Genomic DNA, 16,923 nt, shown 5'->3' on the forward strand with positions numbered 1-16,923 from the left:
GATCGCCGCACCATGGCACGCACCCCCTCCGCCGCGCAGGTCCTCGGCCACGTCGTCCTCGTGACCGGCAAGGAGGAGTACCTCTCCTCGCGCACGGTCGCCTCCGTCCGCGAGGCCGTGCGGGCCCACGACCCGGAGGCCGAGCTCGCCGAGTCGGCGGCCGGGGAGCTGACCCTGGCCGCGCTCGGGGAGATGGCGGCGCCGTCGTTGTTCTCGTCCATCCGGTGCGTGATCGTCCGCGGTTTGGAGGACCTGCCCGACGAGTCCGTCGACGGGCTGCTCGACTACTGCGCGAGCCCGGCCGACGACGTCGCGCTGGTGCTGGTGCACTCGGGCGGCCAGAAGGGCAGCGGCGTGCTGACCAAGCTGCGCAAGCTGCCCGCGGTGACCGAGGTGAAGTCCGAGGAGGTCAAGCCGAGCGAGATGCACGGCTTCGTCACCTCGGAGGTGGCCTCCCACGGCGCGCGGATCGACTCCGAGGCGGCGACCTTCCTGGTGCAGGCGGTCGGGACCGACCTGCGCTCGCTGGCGGCTGCCGCCGACCAGCTCACCAACGACTTCCCCGGGGAGCCGCTGACCATCGAGCGCGTCCAGCGCTACTTCGGCGGCCGCGCCGAGGCCAAGTCGTTCACCGTCGCCGACGCCGCCTTCGCGGGCAAGCGGGCGCTCGCGCTGGAGGAGCTGCGCTGGGCGCTCGACTCTGGCACCGCGTCGGTGCTGGTGACCTCGGCGATGGCGGCCTCGGCGCGCAGCATCGCCCGCTACCTCGGCGCCCCGCGTGGCGCTCGCGACGCCGACCTCGCCCGCGACCTCGGAGTGCCGCCGTGGAAGGTGCGCACGGTCCGCGACCAGTCGCGGGCCTGGAGCCCCGAGGCGATCGCCGCCGCGGTCCGCGCCGTGGCGCACGCCGACGCCGACATCAAGGGGCAGGCGCACGACGCGTCGTACACCCTCGAGCGGCTGGTGCTCACCGTCGCCGGCCTGCGCGACGGGCGCTGAGCCGACCCCGAAATGCGAAACACCCGCCACGTGGGCGGGTGCTCAGCAGGAAGGCTGCGCTCAGAGAGCGGCGGTCTTCTTGGCGATCGAGGACTTGCGGTTGGCAGCCTGGTTGGCGTGGATGACGCCCTTCGAGGCGGCCTTGTCGAGCGCCTTCATGGCGTCGCGACCGGCAGCCGTGGCGGCGTCCTTGTCGCCCGCGTCGGCCAGCTCGCGGAACTTGCGGACGGCGGTCTTCAGGCGCGACTTCACGGCCTGGTTGCGCTGACGGCGCAGCTCGTTCTGCTTGTTGCGCTTGATCTGGGACTTGATGTTCGCCACGTGTGGATCCTCGGAGCTAGAACTGGTCTGGAATGGAAGTCTGGTGCTTGTCGGCTGCCTGGCAACCCCGGGTAGAGGGTCGGGTGCCGGACATGCAGGGAGGAACTCTACCGGCAGGCCTCGTGCGCGCCCAAATCGCCTGGGGCCTCGCACACGCCTCAGCGGCCGGTACGGCGAGCCACCGCTCCCAGCATGCGTCGCGACTCCCGGATCCGGAAATCCTTGAGCGTCGGGAGGTTCACGTCGACCGCGAGCACCGAGCGGACGGCGAGGTGGGCGCCGAAGCCGGCCAGGAACGCCGTGACGACCTCGTCGCCGGCCTCGCGGAGGGCCGGGGAGGTGGTGATCGAGTCGTCGAACCACGCCTCGTCGACCCGTTCGAGCCGGGCCAGGAGCGGGTCGGCCCAGGCCGGCCCGCGGGCGGCCGCGCCCCAGTCCACGAAGACGAGGTCCCCGCCCGGCCGGCGCAGCAGGTTGTCCACCCGGATGTCCCAGTGCACGACGTGCGGCATCGGGCGGTCGGCGTGCTCGCGGAGGACGTCGGCCCAGCCGAAGGGGTCCGCGCGCAGCCAGGCGGGGACGGGCGCCTCGGCGGGTGCGTCGTCCAGCGTGGCGAGGCAGTCGGCCCACTTGCGCAGGACGAACGCGACGTCGACGAGGTCGACCGTCTCGGGGACGTCCCGCTCCTGGAGCACGGCGGAGAGCCGGTCGGTCCCGGCGAGCACCGCCTCGAGCTCGGCGGTGTCGGTGAAGTCGGGGTGGCGGCCCTCGACGTCCTCGATCAGCAGGGCGACCCACTCCCCGTCGTCGTACGACGCCAGCAGCCGCGCCCACAGCTCGTGCTCGCCGATGGCGTCGAGCACACCGACCTCGCGCCGGAACAGGCCGGGGGTGTCGGGGTTGAGCCCGGTGCCGACCGCCTTCACGAAGGCACGGGTGCCGTCGGCGCACGTCAGCCGGGTGGCGCAGCCCGGCGACATGCCGCCCACCTGCTCGCTGGTCGCCACGACCGGTGAGCCCAGCTCGTGCTCGACCCAGGCGTGCACGGCCGCGGGCACCGAGCCGTAGGGCAGGCGCACGCCCACCGCGCGAGGCGCGGTCACGACCAGCCGCGGCGCTCGGCGAGCCACTGCCAGCAGACCTCGCCCTGCCAGCGCTGGTGGTCGCGGAGGTAGGGCGAGGTCGGCGGCACCGGGAGCTCCGCCTGGGCGAGGAAGTAGCCGACGTAGAGGGCGAGGTTGATGTCGAAGGTCTCCGGCGGCACGTCGCTGAGCAGCCGGCGCTCGGCCATGACGGCCTCGACGTCGACCCCCTCCCCGCGGGGGGCGATGAGGAGGGCGAAGGAGTCGAACCACGCGGCCCCGCGGACCGGCCAGTTCCAGTCGCAGAGGAGGGCGCGGCCCTCCGGGTCGATGAGCACGTTGTCGGAGCGCACGTCGGTGTGCACGAGCGTGTCGCCGCCGACGACCTCGGCGTAGCGCCGGGCCAGCGCCTCGGCCTCGGCGAGGTGGGCGGGGTCGAGGTCGCTGCGGGACTCGCGGATCCCGGTCCAGCCGTCGAGCAGCGGTGCGAAGTCGTCCTCGGCGGTGTCGAGGTCGAGCTCGGCCGGCGGGGGCGTCAGCGCGTCGGCCGCCTGCTCCAGCGCGTCGAGGGCGGCGTCGAGGTCCTCGCGCTCCCAGGGCCGGCGCGGCGCGCGTGCGGCGACGTACTCGATGCCGAGCACGACCCACTCGTCGTCGAGGTGCCACAGCAGGCGCGGCGCTGGGACCCCGGCCGGGAGCGCGGCGAGCTTGCGGGCCTCCTCACGGTAGGAGTCGGCGAACGTCCGCTGGGCCTTGACCGAGGCGGCCTTCACGAAGTGCCGGGACCCGTCCTCGCAGACCAGGACGGACGCGAAGCCGGGGGTGAAGCCGCTGGTCTGCGAGATCGCCGACACGACGGGCGAGCCGCACTTGCGCTCGATCCAGGCCCGCAGGTTCGGCGGGAGGAACGGCCACTCCAGGCGCCGGGCGGTGTTGTCGTGCGGAGCGGGGTAGGGCGCGACGGGCGCGGTGCGGGACATGGGGCGCATCCTTCCCCACGCGGTCCGCCACCACGAGCGATATCCGAGGTGGGCGGATATCCGATGGAGCGGGCTGCGGGGCCGACGGTACAAATGGGTCATGCCCGAGCTCGTCCTGCCGACCATGTCCGTCCAGCGCTCCTTCCTCGAGGCGATGGACGAGTTCGTCGCCGAGGGCGCCGAGAACACCCAGACCACTGCGTGGATCGAGCACAACGCGCCGGGCTGGACGGACCCCGAGGTGTTCGGACGGTTCGTCGCCGCGGTGCGCGCGGACGCCGAGGAGGACACCCCGCGGCCGGACTTCCACGTGCCGTGCACGACGCTGTGGTGGGTCGACGGCCAGGACTACCTCGGGCGGATCGCGATTCGGCACCGGCTCAACGACTTCCTGCTCGAGGTGGGCGGCCACATCGGGTACGACGTCCGCCCCTCGCGGCGCCGTGAGGGTCACGCGACGGCCATGCTGCAGCACGCCCTGCCGTGGGCGCTCGGCTTGGGGATCGACCCCGCGCTGGTCACGTGCGACGTCGACAACCACGGGTCGATCCGGGTGATCGAGGCCGCCGGGGGCGAGCTCGAGGACGTCCGCGGCGTCAAGCGCCGCTACTGGGTCCCGACCTCGGCGTAGTCCGCTGCTGGGCCGCCGGCGGAGGATCGCTCTCCCGCCGGTCGTGCACCAGGAAGGCAGTTCGGGTCGATCGCTGTCGTCCCCACGCTCAGCGTGGATGCTCCGCACGCGAACTGCCTGCATGGTGCTCGTCACCGGTCGGTGGGACAGGAACGGTCACCGGGCGCGTGCGGGTCGCCGCGCCGACGCCGACGACCGCCACGACCAGCCCCACCAGCTGCGTCGCGGTCAGCGTCTCGTCGAGCACCAGCCACGCCATCACTGCGGTGACGGGCGGGCTGAGGAAGAAGAGGCTGGCGGCGGCGCCGGAGCCGCCGCGAAGCACCAGCAGCGACAGCAGGACCAGTCCGACGATGGAGTTCACGACCGCCAGGAGCAGCACGGACACCACCGCCTGGGACGTGTCCGTGACGGGCCACGGGCCTTCGGTCGCCCAGCCCAGCACCAGCATCGGGGGAGCGGACACCGCGAACTGGACCGCCGCCGACCACAGGAGGTCGGGCTGGGCGCCGATCCACCGCTGGCCGAGGGTGCCGAGGCTGAGGGTGAGCATGCTCAGGCACCCGATGAGGACCGCGACCGGTCCGCCCGCGTGGCCGAGGTCGGACCCGAGGACCAGCAGCACGCCGACCACGCCGACGGCGAACCCGGCGACCTGGAGCACCGAGACGCGCTCGCCGAGGAGGCCGGCCGCGAGGATCGCGGTGAGGACGGGGCTGAGCGCGTGGAAGAGCGAGGCGAGCGTCGCGCCGAGCCCGAGGTCGAAGGCGACGTACATCAGGCCGAACTGCAGGCCGTTCATGACCAGCCCGACGAGCGCCACCCGTCCGACGGTGGCGCGGTCCATCCGGGTGGGTCGGCGCATCGCGAGGGCCAGGCCGGCACCGATCAGGGCGGCCAGCACGAAGCGCCAGCCGAGGACGGTGAACGGGGCGGCAGCGTGCACGGCGGCCGGACCCGAGATGTAGCCCGACGACCAGACGAGGACGAAGGCGGCTGCGGGGAGGAGGGGCAGGTGTCGCACCGATCCGGTCCCGTGGGTCACTGCTGCACGTTAGCGTCCGCCCATGGGCCACGAGACGGGGGTGACGACGGCGCTGCGCCGGACGTGGATCGTGGGCGCGGTCTGCCTGGCCGTCGCCCTGGTCGACTTTCCGCTGCTGCACCTCGGACTCGTGCTCGTGCCGGAGATCGGGCTCCTGCTGCTCGCCGTCGCGGCTGGGACCACCGCGGCCCGGGGCGATGCGGTCGGGCGCGCCTGGTTCGTCCTGGCGCTGGCCGTCCCGGTGCTTCCCCTCGTCGCGGGTCTCGCGGTCCTGGCGTGGCTGACCGAGATTGACGCCGACCCGCTCGCGCTCGTGCTGCTGCTCACGATCGGCGGGTTCGCGGTCCTCTCGGTGTGGGCCGCCTTCGTGATCGCGCTGGTCGTGGATCTGGCCCGGCGGCGCCGTCGCCGGTTCGGCGTGCCCCCGGGTGCGTGGAACAATGACCCGAGCCCGCCGTCGTACTCCTGAAAGCAGTCCGTGAGCCTCAAGAACGCGCCCCAGCCTGGCTCGACCGACCCGTCGATCATCCGCAACTTCTGCATCATCGCGCACATCGACCACGGCAAGTCGACACTGGCCGACCGGATGCTGCAGCTGACCGGTGTGGTCGACGAGCGTGCGGCGCGGGCGCAGTACCTCGACCGGATGGACATCGAGCGCGAGCGCGGCATCACGATCAAGAGCCAGGCCGTGCGGATGCCGTGGACGGTCAAGGACGACAACGCCGCCGGCGCGAAGCCGGGCACCTACGTCCTCAACATGATCGACACGCCGGGTCACGTCGACTTCACCTACGAGGTCTCCCGCAGCCTCGAGGCGTGCGAGGCCGCAATCCTGCTCGTCGACGCCGCCCAGGGCATCGAGGCCCAGACGCTGGCCAACCTCTACCTCGCGATGGGCGCCGACCTCCACATCATCCCGGTGCTCAACAAGATCGACCTGCCGAGCGCCAATGTGGAGAAGTACGCCGCGGAGCTCGCCGGCCTCGTCGGCTGCGAGCCCGAGGAGGTGCTGCTGACCAGCGCCAAGACGGGTGTCGGCGTTGAGGCGCTCCTCGACGAGATCGTCAAGCAGACCCCGCCCCCGGTGGGCGACGCCGACGCACCGGCCCGTGCGCTGATCTTCGACTCGGTCTACGACACCTACCGCGGCGTGGTCACCTACGTCCGGGTGGTCGACGGCAAGCTCAGCCACCGCGACCGGATCAAGATGATGTCGACCAACGCGGTCCACGAGATGCTCGAGGTCGGCGTGATCAGCCCGGAGCCGGTGAAGGCGGGGGAGATCGGCGTCGGCGAGGTCGGCTACCTCATCACGGGCGTGAAGGACGTACGCCAGTCGCGCGTGGGCGACACGGTCACCTCGCAGCACCACGGCGCGACCGAGCCGCTCGGCGGCTACAAGCACCCCAACCCCATGGTCTACGCCGGCCTCTACCCGATCGACGGCGACGACTACCCGGGCCTGCGCGACGCCCTGGAGAAGCTCCAGCTCAACGACGCCGCCCTCACCTACGAGCCGGAGACGTCCGGCGCGCTCGGCTTCGGCTTCCGCTGCGGCTTCCTGGGCCTGCTCCACATGGAGATCACCCGCGACCGCCTCGAGCGGGAGTTCGGCCTCGACCTCATCTCGACCGCGCCCAACGTGGTCTACGAGGTCGTCATGGAGGACGGCCGGCAGATCGAGGTGACCAACCCGAGCGAGTACCCCGACGGCAAGGTCGCCGAGGTCCGCGAGCCGGTGGTCAAGGCGACGATCCTGGCGCCGTCCGACTTCATCGGCACGATCATGGAGCTCTGCCAGACCAAGCGCGGCAGCCTGCAGGGGATGGACTACCTCTCCGAGGACCGCGTCGAGATGCGCTACACGCTGCCGATGGGCGAGATCGTCTTCGACTTCTTCGACCAGCTGAAGTCGCGCACCAAGGGCTACGCCTCGCTCGACTACGAGCGCGCCGGCGAGCAGGCCGCCGACCTCGTCAAGGTCGACATCCTGCTGCAGGGCGAGCCGGTCGACGCGTTCAGCGCGATCGTGCACCGCGAGGCGGCCTACTCCTACGGCGTGATGATGGCCGCGAAGCTCAAGGACCTCATCCCGCGCCAGCAGTTCGAGGTGCCGATCCAGGCCGCGATCGGCGCACGCGTCATCGCCCGCGAGACGATCCGCGCGATCCGCAAGGACGTCCTGGCCAAGTGCTACGGCGGCGACATCAGCCGCAAGCGCAAGCTGCTGGAGAAGCAGAAGGCGGGCAAGAAGCGGATGAAGAACATCGGCTCGGTCGAGGTTCCTCCGGAGGCGTTCGTCGCGGCGCTCGCCACGACGCAGCCCTCGGACAAGTCCGGCAAGAAGTAGCGGGGCGCCGGTGGCGAAGGTCGTGCGGTCCGAGGAGGTCGCGCCACAGCCGTGGGCCAACGGCGGTGGCACGACCCGCGAGCTGCTGGTCGCCGACGACAGCTCCTGGCGGATCAGCCTGGCCGACGTCTCCCGCGGCGGGCCGTTCTCGTCGTTCCCCGGCCGCCGGCGGCTGCTGACCGTCGTCGACGGGCCGGTGCTCGCCCTCGTCGTCGACGGCGTGGACCACGTGGTCGAGCCGCACCGGCCGTTCGCGTTCTCCGGCGACGCCGTCGTCGAGGCCGCGGTGCCGGAGGGGCCGGTGCGCGCGCTCAACGTCGTCGCCGACCCAGCCGTCTCGCCGCACGTGACCGTCCTCGAGCTCGGGCGTACGTCGGCCCTGCCGCTCGCGGACGACCAGGCGGCGTTCGTGCTGAAGGGCGGCTCGGAGGAGGCCGGGGCCGGGAGCCTCGTCGTCGGGCCGGGCGAGGTCACCGGACGGTCGACGGTCGCGGTCGTCTCCCTCGACCGCGGCTAGACCTGCTCGCGGGTGAGGGTCACGTCGGTGACGGTGATCCCGAGCCCGGCCTCGAGCGCCCGGACCGGCGCGTCGAGCTCGGCCTTGCGGGGCTTGCGGGTCCCGGCGAACCACACGACCTCCAGGGGCCGACGTCGAGCGGAGCCGGTGGCGCGCCAGTAGCCGGTGATCCGCCCGTCGACGAGCAGCGGCGGCAGCACCAGTCCGTTGGCGCCCGTCCAGAGCCGGTCCAGGTGGTGCTGGGCGGCGAAGCGGACGCGGGCGGCCGGGTCGTAGCCGCACATCAGCGCGTCGAACTCGGGCAGCAGCCGGACTCCTTCGAGCGTCCGCGGCGCCGGCGCGTTGGGCAGGGAGACGTAGGTCCGGCCGTCGGGGCCGTCATCGCCGACGAGTCCGTCGAGGTCTGCCAGCACCTCGTCGACGACCCGCAGCCCGAGGCCGGACCACCAGGCCAGGTCGTGGCGGGAGGAAGGCCCGTGGCTGCGCAGGTGGACCAGCACGGCGTCGGTCAGTCTGGGCGCCACGACGGGCGGGAGCGTGCGGTACTCCGGCGCGCCCTGCCCGGCCCAGTCCCCGTTGGCCGGCCGCCGCACGAGACCCCCGTGGCCGAAGGCGAGGTAGCGCCCGGCGCCGCTGCCGGTCACGTCGTCGCGGCCCTCGTGCGCGACCAGCCACCGGTGCAGGTGGTCCTGGAGGTCGCCTGGCGTGCGCCAGTCCGCGGCGAAGTCCTCGGTGGCGGACCACAGGTCCTCCAGGGTGGCGTGCTGGAGCCGGAGCAGGCGCTGCCACAGCGTGCGCTGCCCGACCCGGGTCGCGGCGCCGAGGGCGGCGTACTGCTCGGGGGTCGCGGTGTGGACGGTGCCGCGGATCGTGCTGCCCCGCACGATCGCGCCCGACTCGTAGGCCGCGTCGACCTCCGCGCGCGTGGTGCCGGGGAAGCGGGCGGCGAGGGCGAGGAACGGCGAGCGGGCGGTCTGGGCCTGGACCGGCCCGACCTGGGTGAGCCGGCTCGCGACGTCGGGCGCGGGGTCGGGGAACTGCCGCGCCAGCGCTGCGCCGGCGAGGTCGTCCCAGGAGAGCGGCACGCGTCAGCCCCGCATCGGGCCGCCGGGACGGCCGTAGGACTCGGCGACGATCTCCGCCACGACGGAGAGGGCGATCTCGCCCGGGCCCTTCCCGCCCAGGTCGTGGCCCGCCGGGACGTGCAGCGTCGAGACGTCGACGCCCTCGCGGCCCAGCTCCTCGAGCAGGCCGGCCGCCCGACGCCGGCTCGCCATCATCGCGACGTACGACGCCGGCGAGGCCAGAGCCGTGCGCAGCACCGCGGGGGCGTCCGGCGCGTCGTGGTCGCACAGCACGACCGCGTCGCCGGCCGACGGAGACAGCCCCGGCCCGCCGTCGTCGTCGGGCTGGACGACCACGTCGCGACCGACCGCGGCGCCGACCACCGCGATCGCGCGCGCGATCGGGTTGTCCGTGAGGACCAGGATCCGCCCGTGCGACGGCCGGTCGTCGGACCACGGCTGCTCACGCACACGCTCGCCCATGCGCGTCAGCCTAGGCTCGCGGCATGCCCGTCACCATCCCGGAAGGACTGCTGGAGCAGCGGGCGCTGGGGGAGGACTGGGGACGCTGGCTGGACCTGCTGCCGAGGCGGACGGGGGACCTCCTCGACGAGTGGCACCTCACTCCGGTCGCCTCGCCTCTGCACGGCTTCTGCTCCATCGTCGTGCCGGTCACCGACGACGACGGGGTGCGCGCCGCGCTGAAGGTGTCGTTCGACGGCGACGAGGAGTCGCTGCACGAGGGGCTCGTCCTCCAGCGCTGGGGCGGGCGCGGCGCCGTACGGCTGCTGCGGGCCGACCCGCGGCGGCGGGCGCTGCTGCTCGACTGGCTCCCCGGGCCCGACCTGGGTGATGCCTGGGACGTCGAGGCCTGCGAGATCGTCGGCACGCTCTACGGTCGGCTGCACGTCCCGGCCCTGCCGCAGCTGGCCAGCGTGGCGTCGTACGTCGAGCGGTGGCTGCACGAGCTCGACGAGCTCGGCCGTGACCTTCCGGTCCCGCGGCGCTACGTCGAGCAGGCCCTGTCGCTGGGCCGCGACCTCCTGGCGGACGACCGGCCGCAGGTCGTGGTGCACGGCGACCTCCACTACGCCAACGTGATGGCGGACGGGGCGGGCGAGTGGCTGGCCATCGACCCCAAGCCGATGGCCGGCGACCCGCACTACGAGCCGGCGCCGATGCTGTGGAACCGCATGGACGAGCTGAGCGGGCCGCTCGCCGTCGGGTCGGTCCGCGACGGCCTCCGACGCCGCTTCCACGCGCTGGTCGATGCCGCCGGGCTCGACGAGGGCAGGGCCCGCGACTGGGTCGTCGTCCGGATGGTGCTCAACGCCGGCTGGACCGTGCAGGACGCACAGCGTGCCGGTCGCCGGCTCGACGCCGAGGAGCAGGACTGGATCACCCGCTGCATCGCGATCACCAAGGCCGTGCAGGACTGACGCCACGTCCGGCCGGGCGCTGGTGCGACGCTCATCACGGTCCGTGGTCCGGACAACTTGGGCGGTTTGCTACCACCCGGTAAACAGAGTGATCTAGGTTACAGGCCAGTCAGCCTTGCCCCCGCTGCACGGCGCCGCCGCGCCGTGCTCCGACGAATGAGTAGGTAACAGATGCCGATCACCATCGACACGGCCTTTCTCGACACCATGCCGGCCAACGTGGCCGTCCAGTTCTTCGACCGCGTCAGCGCCACCCCGGACGCCGAGGCGTTCCGGTTCCCGCGCGGCGAGGCCTGGGAGTCGGTCACCTGGAAGCAGGCCGGCGACAAGGTCGAGGCCCTCGCGGCCGGACTGATCGCGCTGGGCGTGCAGCCCGAGCAGCGCGTCGGCATCGCCTCCGGCACCCGCTACGAGTGGATCCTGGCCGACCTGGCGATCATGTGCGCCGCCGGGGCGACCACCACCGTCTACCCGACCACCAACGCCGAGGACACGACGTACATCCTCGGCGACTCCGAGAGCCGGGTCGTCTTCGCCGAGGACGACGAGCAGCTCGCCAAGCTCACCGCGCACCGCGCCGAGCTGCCCCACGTCAGCAAGGTGGTGACGTTCGAGGGCAAGGCCGACGGCGACTGGATCATCACCCTCGACGACCTCGCGGCGCTCGGCACGACGCTCCTCGCCGAGCAGCCCGACGTGGTGCGCACGACCTCGCAGGCGATCCGGCCCGACCAGCTCGCCACCCTCATCTACACCTCCGGCACCACCGGCCGCCCCAAGGGCGTGCGGCTGCGCCACTCCTCGTGGGTCTACGAGGGGGAGGCGATCCGCGCGCAGGGCATCCTCGGGCCCGACGACCTCGAGTTCCGCTGGCTGCCGATGGCCCACTCCTTCGGCAAGGTGCTGATGTCGACGCAGATGGCCTGCGGCTTCGCGGCGGCCATCGACGGACGCGTCGAGAAGATCGTCGACAACCTGGGCGTGGTGAAGCCGACCTTCATGGGTGCGGCGCCGCGCATCTTCGAGAAGGCCCACGGTCGCATCGTCACCATGCAGGCGGCCGAGGGCGGCGCCAAGGAGAAGATCTTCAAGAAGGCGTTCGAGGTCGGTCTGGAGGTCGAGCGGCTCAAGCGCGAGGGCAAGTCCGTCCCGCTGGGCCTGAAGGTCCAGCACGGCCTGTTCGACAAGCTCGTCTTCTCCAAGATCCGCGACCGCTTCGGTGGCAACGTCCGCTTCTTCATCTCCGGCGCCGCGGCGCTCAACCGCGACATCGCCGAGTGGTTCGGCGCGGCCGGCATCAAGATCCTCGAGGGCTACGGCCTGACCGAGACCTCCGCCGGCTCGTTCGTCAACCACCCCGACCAGAACAAGTTCGGCACGGTCGGCCCGGTCTTCCCCGGCAGCGAGGTCAAGCTGGGCGAGAACGACGAGATCATGATCAAGGGTCCCGGCGTGATGGACGGCTACCACAACCTGCCCGAGGAGACGGCGCGCACGCTCACCTCCGACGGCTGGCTGCACACCGGCGACAAGGGCGCGCTCGACGAGGACGGTCACCTCGTCATCACCGGCCGCATCAAGGAGCTCTTCAAGACCTCGGGGGGCAAGTACATCGCCCCGCCGGCGATCGAGTCGAAGTTCAAGGCCGTGTGCCCCTACGCCAGCCAGTTCATGGTGTTCGGCAACGAGCGCAACTACTGCGTCGCGCTCGTCACCCTCGACCCGGACGCCATGGCGGGCTGGGCCGAGGAGAACGGCATGAGCGGCGCGTCCTACACCGAGATCGTGCAGTCCGACGCGGTGCACAAGATGGTCGGCGAGTACGTCGACGAGCTCAACAGCCACCTCAACCGCTGGGAGACCATCAAGAAGTGGAAGCTGCTCGACCACGACCTCACCGTCGAGTCCGGTGAGCTGACCCCCTCGATGAAGGTCAAGCGCAACGTCGTCGAGGACAACCACAAGGCCCTCATCGACGAGATGTACGCCTAGCGCGCAGGCGCGCACGAGCACCGACGAACGGGTGCCGGGGGACACCCCGGCACCCGTTCGCCGTCGGTGGGGCCAGGACGCGGCCCGGTGCGTGGTTGGATACCGACGTGTCCCCCGCACAGCCCGACGGCGACGTCGCCCCCGAGGACGGCCTGCTCCCCGAGGAGGCCAGGGCCGAGTTCGGCAGCAAGCCCTTCGGGCTCTACGTCCACGTCCCGTTCTGCAGCGTGCGGTGCGGCTACTGCGACTTCAACACCTACACCGCCCACGAGCTCGGCGACGAGGTCGGCGCCAGCCGGTCGTCGTACGCCGAGGCGGCGATCCGCGAGATCCGCTTCGCCCGCCACGTGCTCGGGCACCGCGACGTGCCGATCGACACGATCTTCTTCGGCGGCGGCACGCCGACGCTGCTGAAGCCGGCGGACCTCGGGGCGATCGTCGCCAGCGCGGCCGCGGAGTTCGGACTGGCCCACGACGTGGAGATCACCACCGAGGCGAACCCCGACAGCGTCGCCGCCTGGGACCTCGAGGAGCTGCGCACGGCCGGCTTCAACCGGATCAGCTTCGGCATGCAGTCCGCGGTCGACCACGTGCTCCGCACCCTCGACCGCACCCACGACCCGATGCGGGTGCCGGCCGTCGTCGACTGGGCCCGCCAGGCCGGGTTCGACGACGTCAGCCTGGACCTGATCTACGGCACGCCGGGGGAGTCGCTCGCCGACTGGGAGACCTCCGTCGACGCGGCCCTCGCCTGCGGGCCCGACCACGTGTCGGCGTACTCCCTCATCGTCGAGGAGGGCACGGCGATGGCCCGACAGGTGTCCCGCGGCGAGCTGCCGATGCCCGACGAGGACGACCTCGCCGACAAGTACCACCTCGCCGACGAGCGCTTCGCCGCAGCCGGGATGAGCTGGTACGAGGTGTCGAACTGGGCCACCTCGCCCGACCACTGGTGCCGGCACAACCTGCTGTACTGGACCGGCGGCCACTGGTGGGGTGTCGGACCGGGCGCCCACTCCCACGTCGGCGGGGTGCGCTGGTGGAACGTCAAGCACCCGGCGGCGTACGCCGAGCGGCTCGGGCGCGGCGTCTCACCCGCCCTCGCGCGCGAGGTGCTCGGCTGGAAGAGCCAGCGGATGGAGCGGATCCTGCTCGAGGTCCGGCTCGTCGAGGGCCTTCCGGTCAGCGCCCTCGAGGCCACCGGCCGTGCCCAGGTCGCGCGCCTGGTCGCCGACGGGCTCGTCGAGCTCGCCGCCGAGCGCCTCGTCCTCACCCAGCGCGGTCGGCTCCTCGCCGATGCGGTCGTGAGAGATCTGGTCGACTAGGCCAGCCCCGGCTGCTGCAGGCTGGGGACGGTGCTGTTGGCGCTCGCTCGCTCGTCAGTCCAGACGCCGTCGGGCGCCTAGCGCCGCGACATGCGAGCGGAGCGAGCAAGTGTCACTGGGTCGTGAAGTCGATGAGCTCCTCGACCCGGCCGAGGAGGGCGGGCTCGAGGTCGGCGTAGGAGGTCACCCGGCCGAGGATGTGCTTCCAGGCGCGGGCGATGTCGGCCTGGTCGCGGTGCGGCCAGCCGAGCTGCTGGCAGGTGCCGGACTTCCAGTCGATGCCCTTGGGGACCGAGGGCCAACGCGGGATGCCGAGTCGGTCGGGCTTGACCGCCTGCCAGATGTCGATGAAGGGGTGGCCGACGACGAGCACGTGCTTGCCGACGGGGGAGCGGGCGATGTTCGCGGCGATGCGCGCCTCCTTCGAGCCGGGCACGAGGTGGTCGACCAGGACGCCGACGCGGCGCTGCGGACCCGGCTTGAAGTCGCGGAGGTGCTCAGCGAGGTCGTCGACACCGCCGAGGTACTCCACGACGACGCCCTCGATGCGCAGGTCGTCGCCCCAGACCTTCTCGACGAGCTCGGCGTCGTGGCGGCCCTCCACGAAGATCCGGCTGGCTCGCGCGACGCGGGCACGGGCGTGGGGCACGGCGACGGAGCCGGACGCCGTACGGGTGGGGGCCGCGGGTGCGCCGCCCCGCACGGGCCGGGTCAGGATCACCGGCTTGCCCTCGAGGAGGAAGCCGGGGCCCAGCGGGAACGTACGCCTCTTGCCGCGGCGGTCCTCCAACGTCAGCGTGTCGATGTCGCGGTCGACGGCGACCACCTCACCGCACCAGTCGGTGGTGACCTCCTCGACGACCATGCCGAGCTCCGTGGGCACCTCGACGGCGCGTCCGTTCCTCGGCGCGCGCCAGTCACCGGAGAGGACGTCGGTTCCGTAGCGATCATGGGGCACCGGCACACGTTAGGCGGGCACGGGCCTGGAGCGGAGGTGGCACGCCGTGGCGAACCGGAACCGCTCAGCCTCCGGTGATGCCGGCGCCCTGCGCGCCTTCGCCACTGTTGGCCTCGGGCTCGTCGGATGCCCCGGATCCCTCGGACCCCTCGGCGTCGTCGTCCGCGTCGCGCTGCGACTCGACCGGTGGGTTGCCCAGGTCCTCCTGGGTGGCGTCCATCTGCAGCTCGTCCTGGTCCTTCGTCGCCTCGTCGTCGGGATCGAGCGGCTCGGCCAGCGGGTTGTCCTCGCCGGGCTGGAGGTCCTCGGGCAGCTGGTCGTCGGAGATGCCGCCCAGCGTCGCCTCGTCGGGCGAGGCCGTGCCTCCGGAGTGGTCCGAGTCGGCCGGGCTGGTGCCGCTACCCGCCTTCGGCGTGTCGGTCGACTCGGTGGTGTCGGTCTGGGACTCGCTGTTCTCGCTCATGCACCAGTCCTACTGGCACCCCGGTGACGCGTCCAGCCCCGAGGGGGTGGGCCGTGCCGGCGGGTGGGGGCGTCAGCAGATGCCTGCGTGCAGGTGTGAGCGCAGGGCCGCGCCGAGCTCCTGCGGCGACGAGACCGTGCGCAGGAAGTCGAGCCGCTGGGTGTGGGCGCCTGCAGCGTCCAGCCACGAGACGTCGACGCCGGACCGGTCGACCCGCAACAGGCTTGCCGCCAGCAGCGACTGGAGGGGCATGCCGAACGTCGCGGCCATCGCCGATCGCAGCTCGAGCTCGTGGGCGTCGTTGGCGTGCTCGGCCGTGCGCTGGAGGTAGCCCTGGTTGAGGACGTGGCGTCGGTCGCGGAACCCGGCGACCTCGACCGGGACGGCGAGGGAGTCGCGGTAGAGCGTCACGGTCGCCGGCTCCAGCGCGACCAGCGACCGCGCGTCGCCGCAGCAGGCGCAGGCGCTGTCCCGCACGACGAGTCGCCCGTCCAGCACCAGGGTCAGGCGTCGCTCACGCGACCCCGGCGCGCCCAGCCCGCTCGTCACCTCCACCACGGCGCCGACCCCGACCCCTGCCGCGGCGAGGAGCGCCGAGCCCTCTGACGCGCTGAAGACCGGGGTGCCGTGGACGTCGCAGGTCACGTCGTGGACCTCGTCGCGCACCTCCTCGTCGGTCTCGCCGACGCGCAGCACGATCGAGGCCGGGCACGAGAGCACGCTGCGCGCGATCAGGGCCGCGTACGACGGGTCCATCGCCCACCTCCGTAGTTAGGTTAGGCAAGCCTAACCGCCGACGGCGGATCAGATCAAAGGCAGCCGCTTCTGGCTGCGGGGGAGGTGCTCATAGCCCAGGCGTACGGCGCTCACCAAGCGCTCGGGGTCCCACGGCCAGTCGCCCTCGGCCAGCGCCTGCGAGACGGGCACCCCGCGGGACGCGAGGTCGCGGATGGTCTCGGCGATGACGCCGAGCTCGGCTCGCTGCTCCTGCACGAACTCCTTGTCGACCACCTGGCCGTGGCCGGGGACGACCACCGTGGAGTCGGTCATCAGGCTGATGACGAGGTCGAGCGTGGTGGGCCACTCCAGCGGCCACGAGTCGTCGCCGATGAACGGCGGGTCGGACTCCTCGACGAGGTCGCCGCCCAGCACGACGTCGGCGTCCGGCACCCGCACCACCAGGTCGCCGGCGGTGTGGCCGCGGCCCGGGTGGATCAGCTCGACCGCGCGGTCGCCGAGGTCGACCTGCACGACCGAGGAGAAGGTGTGCGTGGGCAGCCGGAGGGTCGTGGGGAGGACCTCCTCGCGGCGGGGGTCGTCGGTCGCCTCCTCGTACTGCTCGAAGGTGCGCCCGGCGGACTCCTCCATGTGGTCGCGGGCCCACTCGGTGGCGTGGATCGGCAGCTCGCCGAACTGCTCGACCATCGTGGCGTTGCCGAAGTGGTGGTCCCAGTGCTCGTGGGTGTTGACCAGCCCGGTGAGGGGGCCTGCGCCGAGTCGTCGTACGTCGTCGGCGACCTTGCGCGCCTCGGCCGCGGAGCCGTGCGTGTCGACCATCAGCAGCCCGTCGGACCCGCCGACGAGGGTGATGTTGACGTGCATCCAGTCGTAGTGCGCCACCCAGACCCGCGGCGCCACCTCCTGGAACCTGGGGGTGAAGTCGGGCATGCGCGGGACACTACGGCGTGCTAGTAGAGTTGGCACTCCTGCCGAACGAGTGCCAGCAACCACGACCGACAGCCAGCGAGGAGGGC

At 72.3% G+C, this 16,923-nt stretch carries 18 protein-coding genes; 8 read left to right on the plus strand and 10 right to left on the minus strand.

The window, feature by feature from the left end; translation table 11 throughout:
• The first annotated feature begins 12 nt into the window (after positions 1-12).
• Positions 13-999 carry a DNA polymerase III subunit delta gene (holA, locus tag Q9S36_RS29650; RefSeq protein WP_311288428.1) on the plus strand — a complete coding sequence of 329 codons (987 nt, stop codon included), beginning with the start codon at positions 13-15 and terminating at the stop codon, positions 997-999.
• Positions 1,000-1,059: 60 nt separating this feature from the next.
• Here the strand turns inward: holA and rpsT are convergent, their stop codons facing one another.
• The 3 genes from rpsT to Q9S36_RS29665 all read right to left on the minus strand — a co-directional run bounded on the left by rpsT (position 1,060) and on the right by Q9S36_RS29665 (position 3,382).
• Positions 1,060-1,320 (minus strand): 30S ribosomal protein S20, encoded by a 261-nt coding sequence (rpsT, locus tag Q9S36_RS29655; protein WP_311288429.1) that lies wholly within the window; start codon positions 1,318-1,320, stop codon positions 1,060-1,062.
• A 158-nt stretch (positions 1,321-1,478) separates the two neighbouring features.
• Positions 1,479-2,423, minus strand: coding sequence for a hypothetical protein (locus Q9S36_RS29660; RefSeq protein ID WP_311288430.1), 945 nt, complete (start codon positions 2,421-2,423; stop codon positions 1,479-1,481).
• Positions 2,420-3,382: a phosphotransferase gene (locus Q9S36_RS29665; RefSeq protein WP_311288431.1), complete on the minus strand. Its 963-nt coding sequence runs from the start codon at positions 3,380-3,382 to the stop codon at positions 2,420-2,422. The genes Q9S36_RS29660 and Q9S36_RS29665 overlap by 4 nt, the downstream gene beginning before the upstream one ends.
• Positions 3,383-3,482: 100 nt before the next feature.
• Here Q9S36_RS29665 and Q9S36_RS29670 point away from each other — a divergent pair, with 100 nt between their 5' ends.
• A complete protein-coding gene (locus tag Q9S36_RS29670) occupies positions 3,483-4,013 on the plus strand; it encodes a GNAT family N-acetyltransferase (protein ID WP_311288432.1) in 531 nt (176 codons plus the stop codon).
• Between the two features lie 88 nt (positions 4,014-4,101).
• On the opposite strand, the gene Q9S36_RS29675 is transcribed toward Q9S36_RS29670, so the two are convergent.
• Positions 4,102-5,058 (minus strand): DMT family transporter, encoded by a 957-nt coding sequence (locus tag Q9S36_RS29675; protein WP_311288433.1) that lies wholly within the window; start codon positions 5,056-5,058, stop codon positions 4,102-4,104.
• Positions 5,059-5,080: 22 nt separating this feature from the next.
• Between Q9S36_RS29675 and Q9S36_RS29680 the strand changes: the two genes are divergently transcribed.
• The 3 genes from Q9S36_RS29680 to Q9S36_RS29690 are packed head-to-tail and all read left to right on the plus strand — an operon-like array spanning position 5,081 to position 7,928.
• A complete protein-coding gene (locus Q9S36_RS29680) occupies positions 5,081-5,527 on the plus strand; it encodes a hypothetical protein (protein WP_311288434.1) in 447 nt (148 codons plus the stop codon).
• 9 nt (positions 5,528-5,536) lie between these two features.
• On the plus strand, positions 5,537-7,411 hold the full coding sequence (gene lepA / locus Q9S36_RS29685; protein WP_311288435.1) for a translation elongation factor 4: 1,875 nt from the start codon (positions 5,537-5,539) through the stop codon (positions 7,409-7,411).
• Positions 7,412-7,421: 10 nt separating this feature from the next.
• Positions 7,422-7,928, plus strand: coding sequence for a HutD family protein (locus Q9S36_RS29690; protein ID WP_311288436.1), 507 nt, complete (start codon positions 7,422-7,424; stop codon positions 7,926-7,928).
• On the opposite strand, the gene Q9S36_RS29695 is transcribed toward Q9S36_RS29690, so the two are convergent.
• Together Q9S36_RS29695 and Q9S36_RS29700 are read right to left on the minus strand one after the other, a co-directional pair.
• Entirely contained in the window at positions 7,925-9,013 is a 1,089-nt protein-coding gene (locus Q9S36_RS29695) for a DNA glycosylase AlkZ-like family protein (RefSeq protein WP_311288437.1), read from the minus strand. The two genes, Q9S36_RS29690 and Q9S36_RS29695, sit on opposite strands and share 4 nt — an antisense overlap.
• Before the next feature lie 3 nt (positions 9,014-9,016).
• Positions 9,017-9,475 carry an XdhC family protein gene (locus tag Q9S36_RS29700; RefSeq protein WP_311288438.1) on the minus strand — a complete coding sequence of 153 codons (459 nt, stop codon included), beginning with the start codon at positions 9,473-9,475 and terminating at the stop codon, positions 9,017-9,019.
• 23 nt (positions 9,476-9,498) lie between these two features.
• On the opposite strand from Q9S36_RS29700, the gene Q9S36_RS29705 reads away from it, so the two are divergent.
• The 3 genes from Q9S36_RS29705 (at position 9,499) to hemW (ending at position 13,748) form a co-directional block, all read left to right on the plus strand.
• Positions 9,499-10,431 carry an aminoglycoside phosphotransferase family protein gene (locus tag Q9S36_RS29705; protein ID WP_311288439.1) on the plus strand — a complete coding sequence of 311 codons (933 nt, stop codon included), beginning with the start codon at positions 9,499-9,501 and terminating at the stop codon, positions 10,429-10,431.
• 171 nt (positions 10,432-10,602) lie between these two features.
• On the plus strand, positions 10,603-12,423 hold the full coding sequence (locus Q9S36_RS29710) for a long-chain fatty acid--CoA ligase (protein ID WP_311288440.1): 1,821 nt from the start codon (positions 10,603-10,605) through the stop codon (positions 12,421-12,423).
• Positions 12,424-12,530: 107 nt separating this feature from the next.
• Positions 12,531-13,748: a radical SAM family heme chaperone HemW gene (gene hemW / locus Q9S36_RS29715; protein WP_311288441.1), complete on the plus strand. Its 1,218-nt coding sequence runs from the start codon at positions 12,531-12,533 to the stop codon at positions 13,746-13,748.
• 112 nt (positions 13,749-13,860) lie between these two features.
• Here hemW and Q9S36_RS29720 read toward each other — a convergent pair whose 3' ends face one another.
• From Q9S36_RS29720 to Q9S36_RS29735, 4 genes are all read right to left on the minus strand, one after another.
• A complete protein-coding gene (locus tag Q9S36_RS29720; protein ID WP_311288442.1) occupies positions 13,861-14,706 on the minus strand; it encodes a DUF3097 domain-containing protein in 846 nt (281 codons plus the stop codon).
• Positions 14,707-14,770: 64 nt separating this feature from the next.
• On the minus strand, positions 14,771-15,169 hold the full coding sequence (locus Q9S36_RS29725) for a hypothetical protein (protein ID WP_311288443.1): 399 nt from the start codon (positions 15,167-15,169) through the stop codon (positions 14,771-14,773).
• A 72-nt stretch (positions 15,170-15,241) separates the two neighbouring features.
• Complete coding sequence (locus Q9S36_RS29730) at positions 15,242-15,925, minus strand: DUF2470 domain-containing protein (protein WP_311288444.1); 684 nt, start codon at positions 15,923-15,925, stop codon at positions 15,242-15,244.
• A 48-nt stretch (positions 15,926-15,973) separates the two neighbouring features.
• Complete coding sequence (locus Q9S36_RS29735; protein WP_311288445.1) at positions 15,974-16,837, minus strand: MBL fold metallo-hydrolase; 864 nt, start codon at positions 16,835-16,837, stop codon at positions 15,974-15,976.
• Between the last annotated feature and the right edge of the window lie 86 nt (positions 16,838-16,923).

The sequence above is a fragment of the Microbacterium sp. ARD31 genome (assembly GCF_031844425.1).

Coding starts and splice junctions, on each gene's coding strand:
- holA (WP_311288428.1), top strand. CDS start 13: ATGGCACGCACCCCCTCCGCCGCGCAGGTCCTCGGCCACGTCGTCCTC.
- Q9S36_RS29665 (WP_311288431.1), bottom strand. CDS start 3,382: ATGTCCCGCACCGCGCCCGTCGCGCCCTACCCCGCTCCGCACGACAAC.
- Q9S36_RS29670 (WP_311288432.1), top strand. CDS start 3,483: ATGCCCGAGCTCGTCCTGCCGACCATGTCCGTCCAGCGCTCCTTCCTC.
- Q9S36_RS29680 (WP_311288434.1), top strand. CDS start 5,081: ATGGGCCACGAGACGGGGGTGACGACGGCGCTGCGCCGGACGTGGATC.
- Q9S36_RS29700 (WP_311288438.1), bottom strand. CDS start 9,475: ATGGGCGAGCGTGTGCGTGAGCAGCCGTGGTCCGACGACCGGCCGTCG.
- Q9S36_RS29705 (WP_311288439.1), top strand. CDS start 9,499: ATGCCCGTCACCATCCCGGAAGGACTGCTGGAGCAGCGGGCGCTGGGG.
- Q9S36_RS29710 (WP_311288440.1), top strand. CDS start 10,603: ATGCCGATCACCATCGACACGGCCTTTCTCGACACCATGCCGGCCAAC.
- Q9S36_RS29725 (WP_311288443.1), bottom strand. CDS start 15,169: ATGAGCGAGAACAGCGAGTCCCAGACCGACACCACCGAGTCGACCGAC.
- Q9S36_RS29730 (WP_311288444.1), bottom strand. CDS start 15,925: ATGGACCCGTCGTACGCGGCCCTGATCGCGCGCAGCGTGCTCTCGTGC.
- Q9S36_RS29735 (WP_311288445.1), bottom strand. CDS start 16,837: ATGCCCGACTTCACCCCCAGGTTCCAGGAGGTGGCGCCGCGGGTCTGG.